Raw genomic sequence first — 24,693 nt, 5'->3', positions numbered from 1 at the left:
CCGCCGTCCCGCAGCCTCCTCACCGGGTGCCGCGGAGCGCCTGGAGACGATCGACGATCGGTGTGTAGATCTGCTCCAGAGCGGAGACCTGCTCGGGGGTCATCAGGTCGATGAAGTGCCGGCGGACGCTCGCCACGTGGTCCGGCGCCACCCGCTGGATCGTCTCCCAGCCCTGGTCGGTCAGCACGGCGAACGTGCCGCGCCGGTCGTCCTCGCAGTCCTGCCGGGTCACCAGGCCGGCGGCCTCCATCCGGGAGATCTGGTGGGACAGCCGGCTGCGCGACTGGATCGTGGCGTCGGCCAGCTCGCTCATGCGCATGCGGCGGCCGGGACTCTCCGAGAGGTTCACGAGGATCTCGTAGTCGTTCAGCGACAGCCCAATGGCCTGCAGCTCCCGGTCGAGCTGGTGGAAGAGCAGGCGGTGGGCGGCCAGATGGGCGCGCCAGGCGCGCTGCTCCTGCGGGGTGAGCCAGTGAGGGGCTTCCATGACGACCAGCATAAGATCACTTGAAGGAACGGAGCGGAATGCCTGACAGCGAGAACGGTGAGAGCCTCGGCACCGTGGTGGTCGCGGGCGCGGCCAACCTCGCCATCGCGCTGGCCAAGCTGGTTGCCGGCCTGATGAGCTCCTCCTCGGCGATGCTGTCGGAGGCCGCGCACTCGGCGGCCGACACGGCCACCGAGGTCGTGTTGTTCGCCGCGATCCGGCACGGCGAGCGCCCCGCCGACTCCCGCCATCCGCTCGGGCACGGACGGGCCGCCTACCTGTGGGCGATCGTGGCGGCCTGCTTCACGCTGGTCGTGGGGGCCGGGTTCTCGCTGACGCACGGCTGGCACACGATCACCGCGGGGGAGAGCCTGGGCGACATCCGCGTGTCGTATCTCGTGCTCGCGGTGTCCTTCGCGATCGAGTCGGTCTCCCTCTGGAAGGCCCTGCGGCAGCTTCGCGGCGAGGCCCGCCGCTGGCAGGTGAGCCCCGGGCGGCTGCTGCGGCGCACCTCCGACACCGTGCTCAAGGCCGTCGTGCTGGAGGACTCCGCCGCGCTGATCGGCATCGCGACGGCCGGCGTCGGCCTGCTGCTGTCGCAGCTCACCGGCTCGGCCGTGTGGGACGGCGTCGCGTCGATCGTCATCGGGCTGCTGCTGCTCGGCGTGGCGCTGACCCTGATCAGGACCAACGCCTCGCTGCTCATCGGCCAGGCGGCGCCGCGCGGGTTGCAGGAGGAGATCCGCGGCGAGCTGGCCGCCCATCCGGAGGTCGAGGCCGTCGTCGAGCTGGTCACGGTCATGATGGGCCCCGGCCAGGTCATGGTCGCGGCCAAGGTCGACTTCCGCGACGAGACCTCCGGGCAGCGGCTCGAGCTCGCCTCCGACCAGGTGGAGCGACGGCTCACCGAGCGGTTCCCGGAGATCCGGCAGGTCTTCCTCGACCCCACCCCGGGGCGGTCAGCCGCCAAGAAGGCGTAGTTTGGCGGGTTCGTCGGTGACCGCGGAGGCGATCACGGTGCCGGCCGTCCACTCGACGAAGTGACGGCCCCGCCATTCCAGCGGGATCGACAGCCCGTCCTCCAGCGGCAGGGCCGACAGGTCCGCCTCGCGCAGCCGGTCGAGCGTGAGCTCTCCCCGTTTGACCAGTGCCTCCTTGCGCACCCACTGCCTGATCAGCGCGCGGTTGTCGTCGCCGACCAGCTTCGCCTCCGCGGGGGTCAGCGCGAGCTCCACCAGCCTCTCGTCGGCCGGGCCGTTCGTGGCGTGCTCGGCGTCCACGCCCACCCGGCCGAACCCGGCGACCGCGCAGACGTAGCCCGAGGTGTGCGCGAGGCTGATCGACACCTCGGGGGCCTCGGCCAGCCAGGGCCGCCCGTGGGCCTGCCCGCAGCCCTCGCAGCGCTGCACCACGGTCAGCATGCAGGCGCGGGTGCCGAGCAGCTCCGCGGCGCAGTGCCGTACGAGCAGGTGGGCGGCGACGAAGTCGAGGCGGTCCCGCTTGCGGGTGAAACGCCCGGCGCGCTCGCGCTCGGCCTCGGTCAGTGTGCCGGCGACCATGTCCAGCACGCCGTCGGTGTGGCCGGCCACGGCCAGTGGGGGGCGCACGAGGCCACTGTAGGGGAGCGATGTGACGATCACGTGAACTGGGGTCCAGGACGTCACGGCCGGCGTTCCCGCGACCCACGGTTCCCCTGGTCTCGCCCCGGATAACGGCATGCGCGTCGATCGGCGCTTGTAGCATCACGCCCAGGGGCCGATTCCGAAGTCAGCGAACTTCCACCAGGGACGGGACGTTGAACACACAGCCCGAACGCTCCGCCGAGGTTCTGGTCCGTGATGTCGTACGGACGGTCGTGGCCGACTGCGCGCCGGAGGAAGCGGTCGTGGTCGAGGGGCTGCTGCGCTACAGCGACGCCGAGGTGCTGGCCCGGCTGCGCCGGCGCGGGCACGGGCGTGACCCGCTCGGCTTCGGACTTGCCGACGTCGTTCCGCTGGTGGCCCCGCTGCTGTGGTTGACGCTGGAAAGCGTCCGCCAGAAGCTGGCCGACGCAGCCGTCGACAGGGCGGCGCGCGGCTCGGCGTCACTGTGGCGGCGCATGCGGCGCCGCAAGGCGAAGCCCGGAACCATCCCTCCCCTCACGCGCGAGCAGCAGGCGATGGTCAGGCAGATGGTCCTCGACGCGGCCGCCGAGGCCGGGCTGTCGCCGATCCTGGCCAAGCGGATCGCCGACGGCGTCGTCGCCGGCCTGGCGCTGGCCGAGCCGGGCGAGTCCCACGGAGAAGCCGATGTGAGGGAGACGCCGTGACCACGGTCGAGCCTGTCCGGGCCAGGCTCGACGAACGGATACTCGGCGCCGGCACGAACTCCCGCTTCGCTCTGCTGCTGCTCCTGCTCGTGGCAGCCAGCGGTTACATGCTGGTGTCGACACTGACCGTGCTCCGCCTTGGCGGCTACCAAGGGTGTGCGCTGGCGGCCGGCGTCGACTGGGACTCCGCCCACGCGCTGGCGACGGCGACCCGTCTGACGGGGCAGGCGCTGGCGTTTCTCCCCTGCGTGGCCCGGCACGCGCCACCTCCGCCGTTGTGGCAGATCCTGGCCGCGCCCGCGGTGGTCGTCGCCGCGGCGGCGGCGGCCACAGTCCTGCTGCCGCTGTGGAAGCAGCGCCCCGGCCGCTGCATCCGTCTGAACCTCGTCCCCGGCGGCTCCGAGATCGCCGCGCGCGTCGAGGAACTGGCCGCGGGCCGCGTCGCGCGGGTGCCGGAACTGTTCTTCGCGCCGGCCGTGACCACCAGGAGCGCCACGGTGTTCGGGACCAACGGCCGCCCCCGGCTGCTTCTGCACGGCGGACTGGTCGCCTGCCGCACCACCGACCCGCGGACGTTCGACGCCGTCGTCCTGCACGAGCTCGGCCACGTCGCCAACCGGGATCTCACGATCACCTACGCCACCGTCGCCCTGTGGCGGACGTTCATCGTGCTGGTGATCATCCCGTACCTGCTGTGGTGGTCGGGACTGTGGCTGCTCGGCATCGCGGCCGGCGTCGGCCCGACGCTCACTGCCGTGATCACGCGCTATCTGGCCGTTCCCGTGGTCATCGCCATCGTGATGCACTTCGCCCGTGCGGACGTGCTGCGCAGCAGGGAGCTGTACGCCGACCTGACGGCCAGGCGGTGGGGCGCGCCGCTGGAGCACGTCTGGGCCGCGCGGCCCACGCCGGCCGGGCGCCGGGGTCCGCACCGGTGGGCGAGCGTCCTGCTGGACCAGGTGCGCACCCATCCGAGGTGGGAGATCCGCCGCGACGCCCTCGACGACCCGGCGCCGCTCTTCGCGGTGAGTTCGCTGTTGATGTTCCTGTCCGGCACCAGCGCCACGCTGATGAACTTCCACCTGATGGGGCACGTGGCGCCGCACGTCGCCGACCTGAGCGACTGGCTCGGGCAGGGCCTCGCCGCCGTCCCGGCCGCCGTGGTCGCGGCGGCCGCCACAGCGGTGCTGTGGCGGGCGGTGGTCCGCGCCGCCGTGCTGGGCCGACCGGCGCCCACCGGGGTGCGGGCCGGGGTGTGGCTGGGCCTGGGGTTGGCCACCGGATCGCTGGTCAGCGGCCAGGTCATCGGGAACCTGTGGCCGCCCGGCAGATGGTGGGTGCTGGCGCTGGTCGTAGGTGTCGCGGTCGCCTTGACGTGCTGGACCTGTCAGTGTGCTCGCCTGGCCGCCGCGTCCTGGCCGGGCCGTTCGCTGCGATGGCCGCTGACTCTGTGCCTGATCGCAGGCTGGCTGATCCTCGCGGCGTGGTTCGCCTGGTGGAACTACTACGGCGCGATGTACGCCAGCGGATTCTGGTACGACCCGGCGGGCCTGCGACGGACCATCGTCAACTGGTTCCCCGGTATGGGCACCGCCCACCCGGACACGACCGCCGTCATGGCCCCGACGATCACCGTGCTGCGATACGCGGCGTACCAGCCGCTCACGCCTGTCGCCGCCGTCGCGGCCTGGGGCACGCCCTTCGTCCTGTGGGCCGCGGGCGCCGCCGTACGCGGCCCCGGCTGGCTGCGCTCACCGGGCGACGCCGGCGGAGGCCGCGCGGCGGCGGATGCCACTGCTCCTGTGACATGGCGGGCGCCCGCGCTGCGGCAGGCCACCGCGCCCGCGCTGCTGGGAGCGGTCATCGCGACCGCCGGCGTCGCCGCCGTCCAGGCATGGCTGCACACCCTGCACGCGGCGCCGGGACAACGCGGCGGCATGTACGCCTTCAGTTACGCGATCTGGTCACTGTGGGCGATCGCCGCCGGCGCGCTCGTCGCCGCCCTGGTCGCGGCGGCCTCGGCCCGGTTCCGCCTGCCGGCCGCGCTCGTCGCCGCGGGGATCGGCGCGCTGCTCGGCCTGGGCGCCGCGACCGCGCTCATCTCCGTCGACGGATGCATCCAACCGCTGAACGTCCTCAACGACACCTGCTCCTGGCGTCCCGCCTGGCGGCAGTTGCAGGGCGGCAACACGTTCGGCCTCGTCGCGCACAGCACGCTGCTCATGGCCCCGGTCATCGCGGTGGCGGCCACGGCATCGGCGGCCCTGTTCCGTCTCGCCCGGCGGGCGATCCACGCGAAGGACGGCACCCCGGCGGTCCAGGCGGTCGCGACCACCGCGCGCCCCGGGGCCGGAGCACGGTACGCCGGAGCGGTGCTGACAGTGGCCGGCATGCCCGGTGTGGCCCTCGCGACCGCGGCCGTGCTGATGGCGGGCGACGCCGAAGCGCAGTTCGCGACAAAGGCGCAGGTGGTGACAGCCGACATGCAGACCGCCTTTCAGCAGACGGCGGGTCTGCCGGTCCTGCCGGTGTCGCGGGACATGCGACGGCGGCAGGTTCACGCCTGGTATCGGCTCGGTGGCCGATATCTCCTCGACCACGCCACTCGCAACGGCCGGTGGATCGTGACGCTGATCCATTCGGCGGTGCGCGACCGCCGGCTGGAGATCACCGCTGATCTCATGGCCAAGGTGCGGCCGGCGTGCCGGAACATGATGAACGTGGCCTCCTGGGAACCCGTCTACTTCCAGGTCCCCGACCCGGCCGCGCAGGCGTCCTGGCACCAGTTCGGACTGGACGTCCGGAGCGCGGGTCCGGCGTGCCTGCAGGCCGCCGACCGCACAGACGCCGACGCGTTCGGCACGTCCATGATCGGACTCCTGGCCGCGGCGGAGAAGGCCATCGACACCTCGATCCGGATCGAGGCGATCATCGACGACCCATCCGACCCCGTCTACAAGGGCGAGCCGGAAGAGCCGCCTCAGCCCCGTCTCTGAGCCGCGGCCGGCAACCCGCGGGACCGCGCACCGCCGGCCGGGTGATCGCCTGCCTGCGGCACCGGAAGGGGACGGTCACCCGGTCAGGGCGGCCATCCACGCCTCGATCTCGTCGGCGCGGCGGGGCAGCGCGGCCGACATCAGGCGGGCGCCGTCGGCCGTGACGACGAGGTCGTCCTCGATGCGGACGCCGATCCCGCGCAGCTCCGGCGGCAGCGTCAGGTCGTCGGGCTGGAGGTAGAGCCCCGGTTCGACGGTCAGCACCTGGCCCTCCTCAAGCACGCCGTCGAGGTAGGTCTCCGCCCGCGCCCGGGCGCAGTCGTGCACGTCGAGGCCCAGCATGTGGCCGCTGCTGCACAGGGTGTAGCGCCGGTGCAGGCCCGCGTCGGCCTGCGCCCGGGTCAGCAGGCCCCACTCGCGCAGCCCATCGGAGATCACCCGCATGGCGGTCTCGTGGAACTCGCGGAAGCGCACCCCCGGCCGCAGCACGGCGATGGCGGCCGTTTGCGCCTCGTAGACCAGGTCGTACACCTGTCGCTGCACCGGGCTGAACCGGCCCGACAGCGGCAGCGTGCGGGTGACGTCGGCCGTGTAGAGGTTGTCGCCCTCGACTCCGGCGTCCAGCAGCAGCATCTCGGCGGGGTCGAGCCGTCCGTCGTTGCGGATCCAGTGCAGGACGCACGCGTGCGCCCCGGAGGCCACGATCGACTGGTAGCCCACGGCGTTGCCCTCGAGCCGCGAGCGCAGGCCGAAGACGCCCTCGACGTACCGCTCGCCGCGCGGGTGCGCGAGGGCCGCGGGCAGCGCGCGCACGACGTCCTCGAACCCGCGCGCGGTCGCGTCCACCGCCTGCTGCAACTCCGCGATCTCCCACTCGTCCTTGACCAGCCGCAACTCCGACAGGACCGCGGCCAGTTCGGCGTCGCGGTCGTCGCCGGCGGGGGAGACGAGCGCGTCGACCGAGGCGTCCACCCCGCGCAGCACGCGCGCCGGTCCGCTCAGCGCGGCCGGCAGCGTGTCGATGTGCGCGCACTCGATCTGGTAGGCCGCCTCGGCCTCCGCGAGGTCGAAACGGCGGCCCACCCAGAACTCGCCGTACCGCCGGTCGCGGTAGAACTCCTGCGACTCGGCACGGGGCGGGCGGGGATGCAGGAACAGGCGGGCGTCGCCGGACGGCTCGATCACCAGGACGTCGTCGGGCTGCCGGCCGCCGGTCAGGTAGGCGAACGCGCTGTGCGTGCGGAACCGGTGGTCGTCGTCGTTGCTGCGGGCCTGCAGCGTGCCCGAGGGGATGACGAGCCGCTCGCCGGGCAGCCGTTCGGCGAGCCGCGCCCGCCGCTTGGCGGCGTACGCGGCGACCGGCAACGGCGCCACGTCCTCGTGCGTGTCGGCCCAGCCGCCGCGCATGAAGTCCGCGAGCGCGTCTGAGATCGGGAGATCGTGGCTCCCGGTGTTGAGCTTCTCGGCCATCCTCAGCCCCCAGCGTGCGGTGATATTTCGCCATCGTAGGGGTGGGGGCCCTTGACGAGGTAGGACGACCGCTGTTGCCTGGGGAAACAGGATTCGCCGCTCCGGCCGGCCGGCGGGAGCGGAAGCGGGGACATGTCCCCCGGGTGCCCCTGAGAGGCGGTGTCGATGCTCATCGGGACGATCTTGCAGAGTAAGGGAACAGGTGTGGCGACCGTTCCTCCGCACGCCACGGTGTCCGAGCTTCTCGCTCGGCTGGCCGAGCTCAACATCGGCGCGGTCGTGGTCTCCGAGGACGGGTTGTCCATCGCGGGCATCGTGTCGGAACGCGACGTCGTGCGGCGGCTCAACGAGCACGGCGTCGCGCTGCTCACCATGCCCGTATCGTCGATCATGACTGTGGAGGTGCGCACCTGCGGCCCGGACGCCAACGTCGACGACCTGCGCCGCACCATGACCAACCACCGGATCAGGCACGTGCCCGTGGTCCGCGACGGCCGGCTGGCCGGCATCGTCAGCATCGGCGACGTCGTCAAGAGCTCGATCCAGGAACTGGAGAGCGAACGGGAGGCCCTGGTCGACTACATCAACGGCTGACGCGAGGCCCCGCCGGCGTGGGGCGCGGTCACCCGCCTCGCCCCGCGTCCCGCGGCGAGCGGCGATTTAGACTCGCTTGCGTGAAGCTGAAGCTGGACCTCCACGACATCTACAACAAGGGCAGCGAGATCGACAAGGCGCTGCACGGCATCATCCAGGAGGCCGTACGCAAGAAGGCGACCCAGGTGGAGATCATCCCGGGCAAGGGGTCCGGCCAGCTCAAGAAGAAGGTGCTGCGCTTCCTGGAGCAGAAGGAGATCAAGGCGCTCTACCACCGGATCGACAAGGACTCCAAGAACCACGGCCGTCTGTTCGTCTACTTCCAGTGGAAGTAGAGGCACGCTCGCGTCCACCAGGGTAAACGTCACCTCGGTCTTCCCGAGGGCACAACCAGGGCACTCGACCCGGTTTGCCCTTGAGTGAAGAACGCGTCCATGGCCTTGCGCGCCCGGTCCGCTGCGTTCGGCATCAGGTGGGTGTACGTCCGGAGCGTGAAGCCGGGGTCGGCGTGACCGAGGTATTCGGCGACCGTGCGAATGTCGCCCCCGGCACCAAGGCGGGCCTAACCGGGCCGCACGCGCCGCCGTCACGGCACACCGCCGCCTCCCGCTGGCGCTCCGGCGGCCGGCCAAAAGGGCCGGACACCTCCATCGTCGACCTGCTGCCGCTCCGCAGTGGGTCGAGCGTACGAGGTGACCGAAGTGGGACGTGGAGTGCGCCGGGCGGCCGATTCACGCGTTCCCGGCTTCTGCCGCGGCCTGGTAGTCGTTGACCGCTTGACCCGGTATCCGGAACCAGCGGCGAACGCGAATGACAGGCAGTTGCCCGGAGTACACAAGTCGATAGATGGTCGCCTTTGACACCCGCATCGCAGCGGCCGTCTCGGAGACGGTGAGGAGCACTTGCGCCGATGGTGTCACCGGCGGACCTGATCTCGGCGCTAGCTCGGCCGGATAATATTCCGGACGCCCAACGATCCCTCCTCTCCTGACTCCCTGCAGCACGCCGACAAGCCCACCGACGGCTACGTATCCAGTCAGCAATCCGAGCCAACTCCACCAGGCATGCTGCTGATAAAGCCAGAGAGTCCCATAGCCGCCGGCCAGGGCGACTAATCCGCCGATCGCGAAAGATACCCAGTCACGATCAGGGTTCAAAAGGACACCGATCTCCCATTCAATGTGCTGCATCAGAAGGTGCTTGCCCGGGGAGCCATCAGGGAGATCCTTGGCGATACCGACGTCGTCCCGTAGATTCCTCCGCAGAGCCCCCTGCTCCCGAAGCAAACCCAGAGCGGCCGCAGCTAGCGTCGTAATAGGAGGGGCAAGCTGAAGTGCCCATTGCCACGACATAGAAGGCACCGTAGCGCGAAGACTCCGCTAGTAGGGCGATTGTGCGCGTCAGGGGACACCCGGGGAATTCATGGCTCAGAGTCGAGGCGACCACGATGAGCAGGGGAGTGCCGAAAGTCCCCTTACCATCTGGGGGCGACACGTGTGGGGACCACTTGGGGACCGTTCTCTATACACACAGCCAACGACCAGCATGCGAGCGAACTTCGCTACTACCCCTGGAGATGCCGGTGAGCTGCTAAAACGCCTACTCCAACGTCCAGGGGTCAAAGGGGGCTTCCACGATCGCTGTTGAGAAAGAACGGGAAGGCCCCGAGAGCGTGACCGCGCGGATGCTCGGAGGTCGCTCAGGTATTCGTGGAAGTAGTGGTGCCGGTTCTGGTCGAGGTTGAGCGGAGGTCCACTACGGCGGTCGATCACTTCCAGTGGAGGTAGGGGCCTCTCGCGTCGGCTATCTGTCTTTCGGCAAGCCGTGCAACTTGCTGAGAGCCGTTTTGCCGTCAGCAGGCGCGGCCGGTGCGAGCATCGCGAGAGGCAGAAGCGATCACCACAGCTGGGGGAAGAATGCTTCAAAAACTGATCGTGACAGTGGTCGTGACCGTAGCGGCATCACCAGCCGCCACGGCCAATGCCTGGGCAGGCGAGGTGTCGGCGGTTCCACCGGCACGGGCGGTCATCGCCACTCCGCCGGCAGGGCAGGCGCCCGGTGAGTGTGGTCCCGGATCGCCGTGTGCGGCAGTCGACTGTGGTCCGGGCCGCGTCTGCGTGCCCTCTCCCAAGCAGTGCTTCACCACACCGTGCCCGCAGTACGACTGCGTGCCCGCGTCCTCCATTCCCCGCTCGGATCGCCGGCCGCCTTACGCCGGCTCACACCCGGGCCGGTGGTGGCCCCGTGACCCCGAGCAGCGACCGGCCTACCGGCACCACCGGCAAACGGCGGACCGCTCAGAGAACTCGCCTGCCGGCACTCCTGGTGACCCGGCGCGGAACATCGGACTCGCAATCGACCTTCAGCTGTGAACCTGGCTCGTCGAGCCCGCTCTGCTACAACACGTAGCCGGCGATCATGTGGCTGAGGCGGATGACGTCGGAGTTGCCCTTGAATTCGAAGCGGACTTTGCCCAGGCCACTGAACCAGAGTTCCAGCTCGGCGTCGAGGTCGAAGGTCCCGGCGGTCTCGACTGACCATGCCTGGATCTTGCTGTAGGGCAGGGAGGAGAAGTCGCGCTTCTTGCCGGTGAGCCCCTGGACGTTGACCGCGATGATGCGCTTGTCGGTGAAGACCACGAAGTCCCGGACCGTTTTGTAGGAGGAGACGATCTGCTCGCCCTGGAGCAGGAGAGGAGCCACGGCCGGGCCGACCTCTTGCGGGTGGCACGGATTCAGCTTGAAGAGGGAGCCGTTGTTGAAGTCGATCATCTTACGAGGTTAGCTGCGGAAAAGGCGGTCTGCCGGTCACGATGGGACGTATCGGCCGGTGAGGAGGACGCGTGATCAGGTTCCGCTTCGTGCTGACACCCTTGGGCAGGGTTGTTCCATGGGGTCATGAGGATCGGACACTGCACTGGTTCGGACTGACCGATGGCTGGTATTGGATCGAGCTGGCCGATCACGAGTTGTTGCGCTACACGCCGGACACACCTGGGCAGCGCCCCTATGTCGACTACTACCTGGCTCGCCTGTGGGAAGACGTCATCGAGATGACATCGGCCGTCCTCGAACCGGTGCCGGCCGATCTCCTCGATTTCGTCGCCGGAGATCCCGACGCCTGGGGGCCCGTGAACGGTGACGCGGCGTCGACCGCCGCGGTTTGGTACGACGAACACACCGTGGATCTCGGCTACATCCGGTGCCCGCCCCGCATCAGGGCGTGGCGTACCGTCGGCGACGATCTCGACGTGGTGACGGTGACGTGGCGGCATGACGACGACGGCGATATCCGGTTCACAGCCCCCCCATCCGGCCAGGTCGTCATTCCATCTGACTCGTTCCTCGCCGCCGTCCGGCGATTCGACCATGAACTCATGACCGCCATGGGGCGGAGAATCAGGGCGTTGGAACGGACCGGGCCACCGGATGGCATTCAACTCGATCTGGAGCGATTACGCGCCGAGCACACCGCTCGAATGACATGGCTTGCGAGAGGCCTGCAGAATGTGCCGGAAACCGACTGGACGGCCGTCCGCGCCGGAGCAATAGAGCTTCGCCGTGGTTGACAGCGCTCACGAATTGATGCTCAGGCACGCCCCATGGCGAATACGTGTAGGACATCGGAGCCGCTGCCTTCGGGCAGGCCGGCCGACGGTGCGTGACGCCATGGCCCTGGCGGCGCCGGAACTCAAGCCGCTGATCGGACCGACGCGTGATCACGCCCACGTCGCGTGAGGAGATGACAGGATCACGGGTGGACGTCTCGACCCTTCAACAGGCGCTGGACACCGTGTTCGATCAGGCGCTGGTCTATCACGCGTACACGGACTACATGCGCGACTACGAGATGATCCTCTACCTCACGGCCGATCCCGTGACCGGAGTCGCGCCCATCTACCTCCGATACCTCTTCCGCTACTGCGTCGAGGTGCGCACATGCACCTCCGTGCGCAGGGATGTCTGGCGGGAATCCCTCGACGATCGGTTACTGGGCGACCCGGGCACCATCGACCAGGACGGATACGTCTGGGGCGTGAAGTCGACGCTGCGCCAGGTGGGTGAGTTCACCTGGCCGGGACTCTCGAACGGACCGCGGCGGTGGCCACCGCCGCGGTCGCGCCGACGACGTCGTGTCAGCCCGGTTCTCAGAGCCAGAAGGTGTCGTGGTGGAGGTAGAACTCCGCCTTCTCCTCTTCGCTCATGTCCGCGAGCGTGAGCAGCCCCTCGAAGTAGCCCTCTCGTGGCGCGCCGGGAGCGAAGTGCAGCAGCATCGACGCCGGCTCTCCCGACTCGTTCCGGAACGCGTGTACGCCGCCCTCCGGGACGTGCACGAAGTCACCGGGGCCGGTGTCGATCCAGCGCCGCCCGTCGTAGATCCGCACGCTGCCGGAGAGGATGTAGAACGACTCGGAGATCGACCGGTGGAAATGCGCCGCCGGGCCGCTGGGCTCCGGTCCCATGTCCCAGCGGTAGAGCCCGAACTGTCCATTGGTCGTCGCACCGGTCGCCAGGTAGTGCACCGTGGTTCCGCTCGGGTAGTCGAGCTCGGGCGTGGCATCCGGGCGCCGGTACGACGCCGTCGGCTCGCCCGTGTCACCGTGGTAGGCCGGCGGTGGATACGTCAATGGTCGTCCTCTCCTCGGATTCGAGTCGCTCGTCGGGTCGTGGACCGAGCCGTTCGACCTGGGCCCGGCGACACGAGCTGGTGAAGGTCAATCGTCGTCGCTCGTGGTGCGGGGTTCTTCGTACGCCTCCCTGCATCGCTCGGTGTCGCCGGGTGCGCACAGCAGCACTCGCAGACTGAAGTCGACAGTACGCTGACGGCCCGCCGAGGTGTAGGCGATGCGTACGCCGTCTGCCCCTGCGGTGGCGTCGCCGGTCTTCGCGTACTGCAGGGCGAGCTCGGTGTGGAGGGCGTTCTCCTCGCAGACAACGGTGACCGCGGGACTGCGGGCGGGGAAGCCGAGCTCGGTCAGCGGCTTCTCGGCGTTGCCGAGCATGGGGCCCGTGTGCGGCCGGGACGAGAACGCCTGCACCACGATGTCGTTGTACGGCTTGATCGGCTCGACCCTGGTGATCGTGACAGAACCGGGCCGGTCCAGGCACATGTTCCAGCCGCCCAGGGAGTAGGGCCGGTGGGCGACCGTGTCGTGCAGCATGACCTCCGCGTCGGGCCCGTCCCTGCCGGAGCCCCCGTTGACGATCAGGCGTGGGTCGAAAGCCCCGCAGCCCGAGGTCATGGCGGAAACCACGACCATCGGCAGGATCAGGCGGGTGAGGACACGCATGACGAGACTCGATACCCCCGGGCTCCCGCGGCACGCGCGCCGGGAGGGCGGTCATGGAGCGGGAGCCACCCGGGACGACCACATGCGGGCTTCCTCCTCGGACAGCACGCGGTCGAGGCTGATCGACGGCCGCATCATCGGATAGGTACGGCCGAGGTTCCACGTACGCCGGAACGACGGACTGTCGAGGACCACCACTCGATGCCCGTCGAGGAGCGGGATGTCGGCGGGGCGTCCGCTGTCGGGAATCCGCTCGCCCGCGCCGTCGAGCAGGTCGAACCGGGCCACGATCCGCCCCGCCTGCGATTGCGGGGGCCCGTCCACGGCCGCCGCGACCCAGGAGGGATGGGGGATGGTCACGGGCACGTGGTCACGCAGGATGTGCGCCAGCAGGGTGCAGAGCTGGAAGTTGTCCCCGATCCCGCGGATCGTGATCGCGTGCGCGCGTCCGGTCGGGCGGTGCAGGACGATCAGCGGCTCGTCGTCGAGTACGGCCAGGAGCCTCGGCAGGCACCACAGGTCGGGGCGGTCGTCCTCCACGGCGGCGACCGTCGCGGCGAGTCGCGGGCGCCGGGAGAGATCCGCGCGGATGGCCGCCGACTGCTGGAGCACGGTGGTCGCGGCCAAGCTCCAGTCCTCGGCGATCGACCAGCCCACCGCCAGGTCGAGGGCGCGAGCGAAAGGAAGGCGGCGGCCGAGCCCGAGCCGTCTGGGCAGGCCCAGGGGGCCGGAGAGCACGCGCGCCGCGCCGAGGACCGCCCGGTTCTCCAGGCCGGGTTCCGGGAGGCGCCTGTCGGTGACCGCGCGCCAGGCCCGGGCGAACTCGGCGGAGCGCTCCAGCGCGTCGCACAGTCCCGCGACCACGGGGTCGATCAGTGGGGTGGGATCGGCTCCGTTCTCGACCATCGCGCCGCCCATCACGGCGAGCCGCGCGCCGAGCCCGGGAGTCAGCCGGTCGAACAGGCCGCACAGGCGGACGAGGACGGCGTCCGCGGTGGCCGGGTCCGAGTCCTCTGTCCTCTCCCACAGGTCCTGTAGGGTCGCCAGGAAACCGGGGGCGTCCTGAGCCTCCGCGGCACGGTAGAGGTCGTCGCACCGTTGATCGATCATCCGGTCGAGCACCGCACGATGCTAGGACAGGGCGGAGCTCAGCGGTTGGCGAACACCGACATGTCGGAGATCGCGGGTTCCTCGCGGACGGCATCGACGCGTGGAGCGCTTCCAGCGCGAGGTTCGTCTCGGCGACCCGCGAGACGGCAGGCGAGGCACCGGCCGTGGCTCGTCATCGCGTCCTTCACCCGCCAGTCCCACTGCTCGGGGGGACGGGGGCCGCTGGGCTTGCCCCAGCCCGCCAGGTGCAGGACCCAGGTGGCCAGACCGCCCAGGACGATGACGCCGATGCCGAGCCAGACGCCGACGGACGAGGCGGCGCACATCGCCACGCCCACCGTGGTGCAGCCGCACAGCACGACGACGCAGCCGGTCCAGCCCGCGACCGTGTGTCCGAGATCGACGTCGTCGTGCATGCCGCTCATGATTCTCCTCGGTGGTGAGATAATTACCTCACGAACTAAACATCTTAGATTCTAAGGAGATTGAGGATGGACGGCAAGCCGCGCCCGGAGGCGACGCCCGAGCAGGCTCTCGCCGGCATGGATCAGTTGATCGCGCTCAGCCTGGTCGGGCAGCACGACATCGCCCAGCGGCTCGGGCTGAACGTCACCGACGTCACCTGCCTCGGCTTCATCCTGGCGGCGGGGGACGACCCGATCAGCGCGGGCGCGCTCGCCGAGCAGGCCGGCCTGACCACGGGTGCGGTGACCGGCGTGCTGAACCGGCTGGAGAAGGCCGGGTACGCGCACCGGCAGCCGGACCCCGAGGACCGCCGCCGCGTGCGCGTCGTCGCCGATCCGGCCGCGGCCGCCACCGCCGCGGCCGTCTACGAACCCTTCTACCGGCGGTTGAACGAGCTGTTCGCCGACTACACGCCCGCGGAGGTCGCCGTGCTGTCCGACTGGTTCACCCGCGCGGGCGACCTGATGCGGACCTACCTGGAGGAGATCCGGCGCGACCAGCTCGCCGCCATGCCCCGCGCCCGGCGCACGCGGAGCCGTTGAGGCCGCCGCGCCCTGCCCGCGTCAGTGCTCGTCGACGACCCGGCCGTTCAGAGCGGTGGCGTCCTTGGTCAGGGCCATGGTCAGCGGCGCCTCCGGGAAGGTGGGCAGGGCGGCGAGCGCGGCGCCCATCTGCTCGCCGCTCTCCCAATGCCAGGTGTCGGTGTAGGTGCCGTCCTCGAGCTGGACCAGCACGGTGCGGGTGAGGCCGGGGTGCCCCTCCCTGATGGTCGCGATCAGCGAGCTCCTGCGGGCCAGGAACTCCTCCAGGTCGGCCTCGGGGACGGAGTAGCGGTGCGAGCGTACGGCGGACATGTCGGTGTCTCCTTCTGTGCGTGAGGGGCGGGGGAGGGGGCTCACCAGCTGCCGGCGATCTGCCGGACCGGGGCGTTCAGGCGGTTGAAGAGGTTGGTGACGGCGGTCATCAGCAGGATCGAGGCCAGCTGCTTCTCGTCGAAGTGGTCGGCGGCGTTGTCCCAGACTTCGTCGGAGACGGCGTCGGCGCGGTCGGCCAGCCGGGTCGAAGCCTCCGCCAGCTCCAGTGCGGCGCGCTCGGCGTCGGTGTAGTAGGGGGTCTCGCGCCAGGCGGAGACCAGGCCGATGCGCTCGTCGCTCTCGCCGAGCTTGCGCAGACTCTTCAGGCCGGCGTCGACACAGTAGCTGCACCCGTTGATCTGGCTGACCCGCAGGTGGATCATCTCCATGAGCTCCTGGGGAAGACCCTGCGACTGGGCGGCCTTCATCAGCTCCATGATCGGCTTCATCGCCGCAGGGATGATCGTGGCGGGGTTCTTCATCCGGGCTTCCATCGTGTTCCCTCCATATCGGTTCCGGCGAGATCCGTCTCGGTTCGTGTGAGATCAGAGTGGCGGCCCGGATTGATACATTCGCTATGCGCGCACGATGTGATCGTGATGGGGGGACGATGCTGCGCTTCACCCTTCTCGGTCCCGTCCAGATGGTCGTCGACGGCGCGCCCCTGACCGGCATCGCCCCACGTCATCGGGCTGTCCTGGCCTACCTGTTGCTCAACGCCGGCCGGGTGATCGGCATCGAGCGGCTGATCGACGCGATGTGGGGCTACGACCGCCCCGACACCGCCCGGTCGCAGATCCACGCCTCGATCACCGCGATCCGCAAGGTCCTGCGCGGTGCTGGAGCCGTAGGGCTCCTGGAGACGCGTGCCGGCGGCTACATCGCGCGGCCGGAGCCCGGACAGGTCGACGCGCAGGAGTTCACCGAGCTCGTGGCCGCCGGCGAGCTGCGCAAGGCCCTGGACCTGTGGAGCGGCGAGGCGCTGGAGGACGTGCACGCGCACTACGTCACCGGCGTCAGGGAGCTCTGGAACGACCGGCGGCTGTCGGCGTACGAGCGCCTGGTGGAGGGCGAGCTCGCCGCGGGGCGACACGGCGATCTGCTCGACGAGCTCGCCGCCCAGGTGGCCGCCGACCCGCTGCGCGAGAAGCTCAACGGCCATCTCGTCCTGGCCCTGCACCGGGCGGGACGGCAGCCCGACGCCCTGGCCGCCGCGCGCGCCTACCGTACGGCTCTCGCGGACGAACAGGGCCTCGACCCCGGACACGCCTTCACCGAACTGGAGCGGGCGGTCCTGGCGGACGATCCGGCCCTACGCCAGGCCGGCCCGGCACCGGTGGTTCCCGCCCCGCCCTCCCGCTCCACCTTCCTGCCCTACGACATCCCCGATTTCTCCGGACGGACCGCCGAACTGGAGCGGCTCGCGGACGGGCATCACCACGAGCACGACGGGCCGGCGGTCGTCACGATCGACGGCATGGCCGGGATCGGCAAGACCGCTCTCGCCGTCCACGTGGCCCACCGGCTGGCCGCCCGCTATCCGGACGGCCGGCTCTTCATCGACCTGCGGGCCCACACGGCGGGCCGGGAGCCGATCGACGCCGCCGCGGCGCTGGAGACACTCCTCCGCCAGCTCGGGGTGCCCGCCGACCGCATCCCGGTCACCCCGGTCGAGCGGAGCGCCCTCTGGCGCACCGAGCTGGCCGATCGCCGGGTGCTCGCCGTACTGGACAACGCTCTCGACGCCGAGCACGTGCGCCCCCTGCTGCCGGGACGCTCCGGCACCCTCGTCCTGGTCACCAGCAGGCGGCGGCTCGTCGACCTGGATGGCGCCCAGGCGTTGTCGGTCGACGTGCTGGGCGAGGCGGACGCCGCCGAGCTGTTCGAGCGGATCGTGGGCGAACGCGCTCAACAGGAGCCGGACGCCGTCCGCGAGGTGCTGCGGCTGTGCGGGCACCTCCCGCTCGCCATCCGGATCTCCGCCGCCCGCCTCCAGCATCGCCCGCGCTGGACCGTGTCCTATCTGGCCGGGCGGCTGCGGGACCATCGCCGGCTCCTGGACGGGGTGTCGGCGGCCTTCGCCCTCTCCTACGAGCAACTCCACGAGGACGAGCAGCTCATGTTCCGCCTGCTCGGGCTGGTGCCGGGGCGCGACATCGACGTCTGCGGCGCGGCCGCGCTGGCCGGGATCTGCGAGGACGAGGCCGAGGAGCTGCTCGAAGGCCTCCTCGACGCCCACATGCTCCTGCAGCTCGAACCGGGCCGCTACACCTTCCACGACCTGCTCCGCGAGCACGCCCGCTCGCTCGCCGAGGACGACGGCGCCGTCATGCGGCTGCTCACCTACTATCTGCACCGCTCCCGCGCGGCGATGGACCGGCTCTTCCCGTACACGGTCGGCCAGCGGGAGGGCATTCCCCAGCCGGCCACCCCGATCGCGCCCATCCGCGACGCCGCGGAGGCCATCGCCTGGCTCGACGCCGAACGCTCCAACATCATCGCGACCGCCGTCCACGGACCCGAGATCTGCCTCGGCATGCTGGCCCTGGCGATGCGCCCCTACCTCGACCGGCACGCGCATCACGACGACGCGCTCACGCTGCACACCCTGGCGCTGCGGCGCAGCCGCGCGCTCGGCGATCCCGAGGTCCAGGCGCGAGCGCTCACCGACCTGGCGCGGACCCACTGGCGGCTCGGCGAGTACGAGCAGGCGGAGGAGCACGCCCACCAGGCCCTCGACGCGTGCGAGGAGGCCGGCGAACGGGCCCGGGCACTGCTCACCCTGGGCAACGTGGCTCTGCGCCACGGACGGGACACCCAGGCGGAGCACTACCTCAAGCAGGCGCTCGACCTCACCCGCATCGGCGCCGACACCTGGGGCGAGGCCAACGTGCTCGGCATCCTCGCCCTCCTCCTCGACCGGGCCGGCCGTCCTGAGGAGGCCCGGCGCCATCTCGACCTGGCGCTGGCACTCCACCGCAAGGTGGGCGACCCGGCGGGAGAGGCGGTGATCCTCGACCACCTCGGCGTCGTCCTCCGGCGCCAGGGCGAGCTCGCCCAGGCACGCATCCGCCACGAGCAGGCCGCGGCGGTCTACCGCACCCTCGGCAACACCGCCGACGAGGCGGCCGCGCTCAACGGGCTGGCCGAGGCGGCGGGCGACCCGGCTCGGGCGGTCGAGGAGCACACGGCCGCGCTCGCGCTCGCCGACCTCGCGCGCAACCGGCCGGAGCGGGCGCGTGCCCACGACGGGCTGGCGCGCGCCCACCTCGCGCTCGGACACGCGGAGCAGGCGTGTGCGCATGGGCGGCTGGCTCTCGGCCTCTACGGCGAGCTCGGTGTTCCGGAGGCCGAGAAGGTCCGCGACTTCCTGGAGAGCGCCGGAAAGTCCGAGAGGCAGGACCACTCCGCGCCCGTGGGGTCATGACCGCTCCGCCGCAGGACGGCTCCGGCCGCACCGGCCCGGACTCCCGCGCGTCCGTCAGCCGCCGAGCACCGCGCTGAGAGCCGTCAGCGCCTCGGCGGCGTCGTCGCCGGTGGCGCGCAGTGTCACGGTCTGCCCGCTCGTGGCGCCCAGGCCCATCAGCGACAGCACGCTGCGCACGTCGACCGAGCGGGAGCCGTACGAGAGGGTGACGGCCGAGGCGAAGGCGGCGGCGGTCTGGGCGAGCGCGCTCGCGGGGCGGGCGTGCAGGTCCTCGGTCAGGACGATCGCGCGCTCGCCCGCGCCGGCCTCGGGCTCAGAGTCTGCCGTGAGCCCGGGGGTTGCCGTGGGCTCAGAGCTTACGGACATGCCACGCCTCCTCGGCCGCCGCCAGCACACCGTCCAGCGAGGCCCCGCCGCCCGCCGCGACGACCGCGGAGATGGCGCCCTCCACGAACGGCACGTCGGCGATCACGACGTCACCCGGGGTCTGCAGCAGCCTGGCGGTGAGCACCGAGCTGCCGAGGTCGGGGATCAGCACGACGCCGTCCCCCCGGTCCACCTCCTCGATGGCGGCGGTCACCCGGTCGGGGCTGGTGCCGAGACCGCCGTCCTCGGTGCCTCCCGCCGCCGCCAGCGGCACCTGCGCGCCGCCGATCTGCCTGGCCAGCGCGGCCACCTCCGCGGCCAGGCCGCTGCTGTGTGAAATGAGTACGATGCCAACCATTCGTTATTCCTGAAGATCGTTCGGCATAATCGAAAAGTGATCCAGTCGGTGGAGCGCGCCGCGCTCATCCTGAAGGTCCTCGGGTCAGGCACCCCCCGGCTCGGGGTCACCGAGATCGCCGAGCGGGTCGGCCTGGCCAAGCCGACCGTGCACGGGCTGCTGCGCACGCTCGCCGCCTGCGAGCTGGTCGTGCAGGACTCCGACACCGGGAAGTACGCGCTCGGGCCCGCCGTGCTGCAACTCGGAAACGCCTATCTGGAGGGGTCGGAACTGCGGGCCAGGAGCCTGCTGTGGGCCGACTCCCTGGCCCAGCGCGTCAACGAGGCCGTCTGGATCGGCACCTTGTCGGGGAGCCGGGTGATCGTGCTCCATCACGTGTTCCGGCCCGACGACGTCGTGCAGATCCTGGAGGTGGGCGCGGCGATCCCGTGGCACGCCTGCGCGCTCGGCCACGCCATCGCCGCCCACGACCCGCGCGGGGGCGAGCTGCTGTCGGACGACCTCGCCCCGCTGACCGGGCTCACCAGGACCGGCCGCGACGACCTGGAACGGGCGCTCGCGGAGGTGCGCCGCCGGGGGTACGCGGTCGAGGACCAGGAGGCGGCGCTGGGGGACGCGGGCGTCGCCGCGCCCGTATTCTCCCGGGACGGCTCGGTGGCCGGCGCCGTCGCCGTGGTCGGGCCGGTCGAGCGGGTGCTGGACCCGGCACGGCGCGAGGACATCGCGCTGGCCGTGCGCGAGACCGCGCGGGCGCTCTCGCGCGACCTCGGCGCGCCCCGCTCCGCCGTGCCCGGCGGCCCGGCCGCCTGACCGGTCCCGGCTCCGCGCGGCCCGGCCGCGGCTCGCGGTCATCGGGAGGCGGCCGCCTTCAGCGCGCCGAACAGCAGGGCCGTCGAGGCGGCGCCGGGATCCTCGTGCCCGACGCTGCGCGGCCCCAGGTAGCTGGCCCGCCCCTTGCGCGCCTGCAACGGGACCGTCGCCCTGGCGCCCTGCTCGGCCGCGGCGGCCGCCGCCTCCAGCGCCTCCTCCGGCTTCAGCCCGTCCCGTACGGCCTGGGCCAGCGCCTGTGCGGCCGGGGCGAGGGCGTCGACCATGGTCTTGTCGCCCTCCGCCGCGGCGCCGAGGCGCTGGACGCCGGACAGGGCCGCGTTCAGGCCCGTGCTCAGCTCGGCCGGCGAGATCTCGGCGGCCTCGCCGAACGCCTTGCCCATCTCGCGGAAGGCGGTGCCGTACAGGGGGCCCGAGGCGCCGCCGACCTTGCGGATGAGCGTGGAGCCGACGAGGACGAGGAGCGCGCCCGGGGTCTGCGGGGAGGCGCCGGCCAGCGCCTCCCGCGCGGCGGTGAACCCGCGGTCGAGGTTGGCGCCGTGGTCGGCGTCGCCGATCGCGGCGTCCAGTTGGGTGAGGTGGTCGCGCTGCGCCCGCACGGCGGCGGCGATCTCCTCGATCCAGGCGGCGAAGAACTGGGTGTTCACGAGGGGACTCCAGAGGTTCGGATGGCGGTCAGCGGCCCCAGCGCAGCGCGGGTGTCTCCACCGGCGCGTCCCAGAGCCGGGTGAGCTCGCCGGTCAGCGAGCACGTCGTCACCGAGAAGCCTTGCATGTCGAGGCTGGTCACGTAGTTGCCGACCAGGCTGCGCACGGCCGTCGCGCCCTTCTCCCGCAGGTATGCCTCCACCTCGGCGAAGACGATGTACAGCTCGATGAGCGGTGTTCCGCCCATGCCGTTGACCATGACGAGCGTCTCGCCGGACAGCGGCAGGTCGGCGTCGATCGCGTCCATGGCGGTGCGGACGATCTCGCGGGCCTCGCGCATCGGGGCCCGGGTCCGCCCGGGCTCGCCGTGGATGCCGATGCCGAGCTCGATCTCCGTGTCGCCCAGCTCGAAGGTGGGCTTGCCCGCGGCCGGGACCGTGCAGGGCGTCAGCGCCACCCCGAACGAGCGGCTGCGCTCGTTGACCTCCCGGGCGACCCGCGCCACCTCGGCCAGGGGCGCTCCGGTCTCGGCCAGCGCGCCGGCGATCTTCTCGACGAACAGCGTGGCCCCGGTGCCCCGGCGGCCCGCGGTGAACAGGGAGTCCTGCACCGCCACGTCGTCGTTGACGAGCACGGTCGCCACCTCGACGCCCTCGTCGCCGCTGAGCTCGGCGGCCATCTGGAAGTTCAGCACGTCGCCCGTGTAGTTCTTCACGATGTGCAGCACGCCTGCGCCGCCGTCCACGCCCTTGGTCGCCTCGATGAGCTGGTCGGGGACGGGGGAGGTGAAGACCTCTCCGGGACAGGCCGCGTCGAGCATGCCGTGGCCGACGAACCCGCCGTGCAGCGGCTCGTGTCCTGAACCGCCGCCGGAGACCAGGCCGACCTTGCCCGGCCGGGGGGCGCCGGCGCGGAAGACGACCTTGTTCTCGAGGTCGACGCGGAGCGAGGGGTGCGCCGCGGCGATGCCGCGCAGCGCGTCGGTGACGACGGAATCGACACTGTTGATGAGCTTTTTCATGATGCGGTCCCTACTGCCGTGGTCGTGCTCTCCAGCTTCGTCCTTCCTCGCGAGGCCGCAAGCGCCGTGTAGGCGAGTGCCCCGAGCAGCCCGCCCGCGAACTCCCCGATGAAGTAGGCCGGCAGCTGGCCCCAGCTCACCGCGCCGCCCCAGGCGGCGTTCACGAGGAACGGGCCCGCGTAGCGGGCCGGATTGATCGCGGCCCCGGTCACCGGGCCCACGATCACGATGATCGCGAAGACGATCGAGCCGATCGCCATAGGCGCCCATCCGGCGGCGGCCCGCCGGTCGAGCACGCCGAAGACGACGAAGACCAGGATGAACGTGCCGATCGCCTCGATCAGCGTGCCGCGGGCGAAGCCGACCTCGGCGGCGTACGCGGTCACGCCGCCGCCGGCGGCCCCGGCGGCGGCCGGGCCGAGCGTCGCGAAGATCCCGAGTGCGCCGGCGACCGCCCCGGCGACCTGCGCCGCGACGTAGCCCGGCACCTCACGCCAGGGGAAGCGGCCGGTCGCGGCGAGGGCGACCGTGACCGCCGGGTTGATGTGGGCGCCGGAGATGTGCCCGATGGCGTAGACGGTGCCCACGATGACCAGCATGAACGCGAAGCTGATCATCCCGAGCTGGGCCATGGAGAAGGGCGCGTGGGAGCCGGTGGCGATGACCCCGGTGGCCGCGGCGGAGCCGGCGCCGACGTACACGAGGAAGGCGGTGCCGAGCAGTTCTGACAGGAGCTTCTGGAACGAGGAGGGGGGTGAGTCGTTCATGAGACCGTCCAGAGTTTGAACATCGTTCGATAATGTCGAACGCGGTTTCATAGAAGTTAAATCTGGAGGCCACCCGCGTCAAGGGCCGCGGGGCTGTGGAGGCTCAGCGGGTGAGGGAGCGCGGCGCCCGTGCGACCCGGCGGTAGCCGCCTCGGGCCCGGATCGCGAGATGCGCGCCGAGGGCGACGGCCGGACAGCACAGCACGACCGCCAGCAGCACGGCGGTGCCGTAGTCGTCGGGCTGCCCGGCGCTCCAGCCCCGGAACGGCAGGTAGATCGCGGCGAAGGTCAGCGGCGCCGCGACGATCGAGCTCAGTCCCCGCATACGGGAGTACGCGGCGATGGCGGCCAGTGCGACGCACCCGCCCACTACGAGGAGCGCGCCCAGGACCGTGAGCGGCAGCCCGTAGATGCCCGGCGGGCCCTTCACCGTCATGTAGAGGCCCACCCAGGTGAGGAACCCGGCGGCCGAGAAGCCGAGCGGCGACCTCCGCAGGCACCCGGCGAACGCCAGCGCGGCCAGCAGCACGGTCAGCGCGGTGAGGTAGGCCGTCCCCGTCTCCGCCTCGATGCGCTCGCCCGCGTTGAAGAGGGGTGCGGCCGACTGCTCGGACAGGTCGTCGTATCCCCGGAAGCCGAGCCGGTGCCATCGTCCGCTGACGTCGCGCAGCGCCACGCCGTCGCGGCCGTTCGCCACGGCGACGAGGTGTCCCCGGGGCGCCGGCAGGACCGCCACGGCCGTGGACGCCGCGGTGTCGGAGCGAAGAGGGCTGCTCTCGTATCGGCTCCGGTACAGGTAGTGCTGCCGGCCCGGTGAGACCTCCCAGGCCGTCGCCCAGGTGCGCCCTCCGTCGTCGGACTGCTCGACCTTGAGCAGAGGCGGGGCCACTCGGTAACAGCGCCTCGGCTCGCCGGGCACACAGGCTGTCGTCCGCGACGATCTCTCGGACGGCGGGCTGGTCCAGCGATGCCACGACCGGCCCTGGTCGCTCGTGGCAAGCCCGTCCAGGCCGTGGCCGAGGTACACGACGATCACGGCGTCGTGCGCCTCCACGTGCACGGCGGACGGAAAGGTCGGAGCCGCAGCGGTCGCGGTGACCGCGAAAACCGCCGCGGGCAGGGCGACCAGCAGCCGGGCGCGGCGTGCGGAACGGCCGGGGCGGGAGGATGGCCGCACGGCGTGCCGCCGGACGATCCAGGCGAGGCCGAGGGCGGGAAGGACGAGCAAATCGGTCGGGTCCGCGACGACGCCGGCGGAGGGGGTGAACAACGCCCAGGCGTCGGCGGCCACGCGCGCTCCGATCGGCGTGGTCTTCACGAGGGCGAAGACCGCGCCGGTCAGCGCGATCGCCGTCAGGGCGGCCCGCCTGTCCGCCTCCCCGCACTCCACTGCGGCGCTCCGCGAGGCGCCGCCACCAGCGCGAGCGACGGCGCGCCGTACGGCGAGGGTCGCGGCGAACGCCAGCAGCGGCGGGGCGACCAGCATCCCCGCGACGTCGCTCAGCTTGCCGGTGACCATGCCCGGCCATAGGCGCTTGAGCAGGTGGTCGTTGACGAGGAGCACGGCGATCGCGGCGAGTGTCACGGGATGGCCGAGCCAGGCCACGGCGGTTCCAGTGCCCCGAGAGCTCACCGCCACCTCGTCTCCTCCGTCTGGCTTCGCCTACGTGGTTTGGACGATCATCGTCGTCGTACGGTTCACCCG

At 71.3% G+C, this 24,693-nt stretch carries 27 protein-coding genes; 10 read left to right on the top strand and 17 right to left on the bottom strand.

Translation table 11 applies throughout. The features are described 5' to 3' along the window. Positions 1-19: 19 nt before the first annotated feature. Entirely contained in the window at positions 20-487 is a 468-nt protein-coding gene (locus FH610_RS11300) for a MarR family winged helix-turn-helix transcriptional regulator (protein ID WP_167538710.1), read from the bottom strand. A gap of 38 nt (positions 488-525) precedes the next feature. Between FH610_RS11300 and FH610_RS11295 the strand changes: the two genes are divergently transcribed. After that, positions 526-1,467 (top strand): cation diffusion facilitator family transporter, encoded by a 942-nt coding sequence (locus tag FH610_RS11295; RefSeq protein ID WP_139574275.1) that lies wholly within the window; start codon positions 526-528, stop codon positions 1,465-1,467. Here FH610_RS11295 and FH610_RS11290 read toward each other — a convergent pair. After that, positions 1,447-2,094 (bottom strand): 4'-phosphopantetheinyl transferase family protein, encoded by a 648-nt coding sequence (locus tag FH610_RS11290; RefSeq protein WP_139574274.1) that lies wholly within the window; start codon positions 2,092-2,094, stop codon positions 1,447-1,449. The genes FH610_RS11295 and FH610_RS11290 overlap by 21 nt on opposite strands. A gap of 188 nt (positions 2,095-2,282) precedes the next feature. Between FH610_RS11290 and FH610_RS11285 the strand changes: the two genes are divergently transcribed. Both FH610_RS11285 and FH610_RS11280 read left to right on the top strand, forming a co-directional pair. Continuing rightward, positions 2,283-2,795 carry a hypothetical protein gene (locus FH610_RS11285; protein ID WP_205825695.1) on the top strand — a complete coding sequence of 171 codons (513 nt, stop codon included), beginning with the start codon at positions 2,283-2,285 and terminating at the stop codon, positions 2,793-2,795. Continuing rightward, the gene (locus tag FH610_RS11280; protein WP_139574273.1) at positions 2,792-5,791 is read left to right on the top strand and encodes a M48 family metalloprotease; all 3,000 of its coding nucleotides are present in this window, start codon (positions 2,792-2,794) and stop codon (positions 5,789-5,791) included. The genes FH610_RS11285 and FH610_RS11280 overlap by 4 nt, the downstream gene beginning before the upstream one ends. Positions 5,792-5,866: 75 nt before the next feature. Here the strand turns inward: FH610_RS11280 and FH610_RS11275 are convergent, their stop codons facing one another. Continuing rightward, entirely contained in the window at positions 5,867-7,261 is a 1,395-nt protein-coding gene (locus tag FH610_RS11275) for an aminopeptidase P family protein (RefSeq protein WP_139574272.1), read from the bottom strand. A 165-nt stretch (positions 7,262-7,426) separates the two neighbouring features. Here FH610_RS11275 and FH610_RS11270 point away from each other — a divergent pair, with 165 nt between their 5' ends. After that, positions 7,427-7,855 (top strand): CBS domain-containing protein, encoded by a 429-nt coding sequence (locus FH610_RS11270; protein WP_139574271.1) that lies wholly within the window; start codon positions 7,427-7,429, stop codon positions 7,853-7,855. A gap of 80 nt (positions 7,856-7,935) precedes the next feature. After that, a complete protein-coding gene (locus FH610_RS11265) occupies positions 7,936-8,190 on the top strand; it encodes a Smr/MutS family protein (protein ID WP_030509549.1) in 255 nt (84 codons plus the stop codon). 396 nt (positions 8,191-8,586) lie between these two features. Here FH610_RS11265 and FH610_RS45625 read toward each other — a convergent pair whose 3' ends face one another. Together FH610_RS45625 and FH610_RS11255 are read right to left on the bottom strand one after the other, a co-directional pair. Further along, complete coding sequence (locus FH610_RS45625) at positions 8,587-9,045, bottom strand: helix-turn-helix domain-containing protein (RefSeq protein WP_139574270.1); 459 nt, start codon at positions 9,043-9,045, stop codon at positions 8,587-8,589. Between the two features lie 1,206 nt (positions 9,046-10,251). Then, positions 10,252-10,626, bottom strand: a complete 375-nt coding sequence (locus FH610_RS11255) for a PH domain-containing protein (RefSeq protein ID WP_139574269.1) — start codon at positions 10,624-10,626, stop codon at positions 10,252-10,254. 71 nt (positions 10,627-10,697) lie between these two features. On the opposite strand from FH610_RS11255, the gene FH610_RS11250 reads away from it, so the two are divergent. Together FH610_RS11250 and FH610_RS45620 are read left to right on the top strand one after the other, a co-directional pair. Beyond that, entirely contained in the window at positions 10,698-11,423 is a 726-nt protein-coding gene (locus FH610_RS11250; RefSeq protein ID WP_139574268.1) for a DUF5984 family protein, read from the top strand. Between the two features lie 173 nt (positions 11,424-11,596). Then, the gene (locus FH610_RS45620; protein WP_420813680.1) at positions 11,597-12,073 is read left to right on the top strand and encodes a YxiG-like protein; all 477 of its coding nucleotides are present in this window, start codon (positions 11,597-11,599) and stop codon (positions 12,071-12,073) included. Here FH610_RS45620 and FH610_RS11245 read toward each other — a convergent pair. The 4 genes from FH610_RS11245 to FH610_RS11230 all read right to left on the bottom strand — a co-directional run bounded on the left by FH610_RS11245 (position 12,003) and on the right by FH610_RS11230 (position 14,680). Next, positions 12,003-12,482 carry a cupin domain-containing protein gene (locus FH610_RS11245; RefSeq protein WP_139574267.1) on the bottom strand — a complete coding sequence of 160 codons (480 nt, stop codon included), beginning with the start codon at positions 12,480-12,482 and terminating at the stop codon, positions 12,003-12,005. The genes FH610_RS45620 and FH610_RS11245 overlap by 71 nt on opposite strands. A gap of 87 nt (positions 12,483-12,569) precedes the next feature. Beyond that, positions 12,570-13,145 (bottom strand): hypothetical protein, encoded by a 576-nt coding sequence (locus FH610_RS11240; protein WP_139574266.1) that lies wholly within the window; start codon positions 13,143-13,145, stop codon positions 12,570-12,572. Positions 13,146-13,196: 51 nt separating this feature from the next. Further along, positions 13,197-14,267: a hypothetical protein gene (locus FH610_RS11235; RefSeq protein ID WP_139574265.1), complete on the bottom strand. Its 1,071-nt coding sequence runs from the start codon at positions 14,265-14,267 to the stop codon at positions 13,197-13,199. Positions 14,268-14,293: 26 nt separating this feature from the next. Then, positions 14,294-14,680, bottom strand: coding sequence for an HGxxPAAW family protein (locus FH610_RS11230; protein WP_205825694.1), 387 nt, complete (start codon positions 14,678-14,680; stop codon positions 14,294-14,296). Between the two features lie 66 nt (positions 14,681-14,746). Here FH610_RS11230 and FH610_RS11225 point away from each other — a divergent pair, with 66 nt between their 5' ends. Then, a complete protein-coding gene (locus FH610_RS11225) occupies positions 14,747-15,262 on the top strand; it encodes a MarR family transcriptional regulator (protein ID WP_139574264.1) in 516 nt (171 codons plus the stop codon). Positions 15,263-15,283: 21 nt separating this feature from the next. Here FH610_RS11225 and FH610_RS11220 read toward each other — a convergent pair whose 3' ends face one another. Further along, positions 15,284-15,574, bottom strand: coding sequence for a hypothetical protein (locus tag FH610_RS11220; protein ID WP_139574263.1), 291 nt, complete (start codon positions 15,572-15,574; stop codon positions 15,284-15,286). A gap of 41 nt (positions 15,575-15,615) precedes the next feature. Next, positions 15,616-16,068 carry a carboxymuconolactone decarboxylase family protein gene (locus FH610_RS11215; protein WP_139574262.1) on the bottom strand — a complete coding sequence of 151 codons (453 nt, stop codon included), beginning with the start codon at positions 16,066-16,068 and terminating at the stop codon, positions 15,616-15,618. A 116-nt stretch (positions 16,069-16,184) separates the two neighbouring features. Here FH610_RS11215 and FH610_RS11210 point away from each other — a divergent pair, with 116 nt between their 5' ends. Next, on the top strand, positions 16,185-19,001 hold the full coding sequence (locus FH610_RS11210) for an AfsR/SARP family transcriptional regulator (protein WP_205825693.1): 2,817 nt from the start codon (positions 16,185-16,187) through the stop codon (positions 18,999-19,001). Between the two features lie 54 nt (positions 19,002-19,055). On the opposite strand, the gene FH610_RS11205 is transcribed toward FH610_RS11210, so the two are convergent. Continuing rightward, positions 19,056-19,367 carry an HPr family phosphocarrier protein gene (locus FH610_RS11205; protein ID WP_139574261.1) on the bottom strand — a complete coding sequence of 104 codons (312 nt, stop codon included), beginning with the start codon at positions 19,365-19,367 and terminating at the stop codon, positions 19,056-19,058. Beyond that, on the bottom strand, positions 19,351-19,725 hold the full coding sequence (dhaM, locus tag FH610_RS11200) for a dihydroxyacetone kinase phosphoryl donor subunit DhaM (RefSeq protein WP_139574260.1): 375 nt from the start codon (positions 19,723-19,725) through the stop codon (positions 19,351-19,353). The genes FH610_RS11205 and dhaM overlap by 17 nt, the downstream gene beginning before the upstream one ends. 36 nt (positions 19,726-19,761) lie before the next feature. Here dhaM and FH610_RS11195 point away from each other — a divergent pair, with 36 nt between their 5' ends. Continuing rightward, entirely contained in the window at positions 19,762-20,535 is a 774-nt protein-coding gene (locus tag FH610_RS11195) for an IclR family transcriptional regulator (protein ID WP_139574259.1), read from the top strand. A gap of 38 nt (positions 20,536-20,573) precedes the next feature. Here the strand turns inward: FH610_RS11195 and dhaL are convergent, their stop codons facing one another. The 4 genes from dhaL to FH610_RS11175 form a co-directional block, all read right to left on the bottom strand. Beyond that, complete coding sequence (gene dhaL, locus FH610_RS11190) at positions 20,574-21,200, bottom strand: dihydroxyacetone kinase subunit DhaL (RefSeq protein ID WP_139574258.1); 627 nt, start codon at positions 21,198-21,200, stop codon at positions 20,574-20,576. A 28-nt stretch (positions 21,201-21,228) separates the two neighbouring features. Next, complete coding sequence (gene dhaK / locus FH610_RS11185; protein WP_139574257.1) at positions 21,229-22,221, bottom strand: dihydroxyacetone kinase subunit DhaK; 993 nt, start codon at positions 22,219-22,221, stop codon at positions 21,229-21,231. Then, entirely contained in the window at positions 22,218-22,988 is a 771-nt protein-coding gene (locus FH610_RS11180; protein ID WP_139574256.1) for an MIP/aquaporin family protein, read from the bottom strand. Before FH610_RS11180 ends, dhaK begins: the two co-directional genes overlap by 4 nt. Positions 22,989-23,091: 103 nt before the next feature. After that, positions 23,092-24,627, bottom strand: a complete 1,536-nt coding sequence (locus FH610_RS11175) for a hypothetical protein (RefSeq protein WP_139574255.1) — start codon at positions 24,625-24,627, stop codon at positions 23,092-23,094. Between the last annotated feature and the right edge of the window lie 66 nt (positions 24,628-24,693).

The organism is Microbispora catharanthi (assembly GCF_006334915.2).
GTDB lineage: Bacteria > Actinomycetota > Actinomycetes > Streptosporangiales > Streptosporangiaceae > Microbispora > Microbispora catharanthi.
The sequence above is the reverse complement of the archived record's forward strand: the minus strand, read 5'-3'. Positions and strand labels throughout refer to the sequence as shown.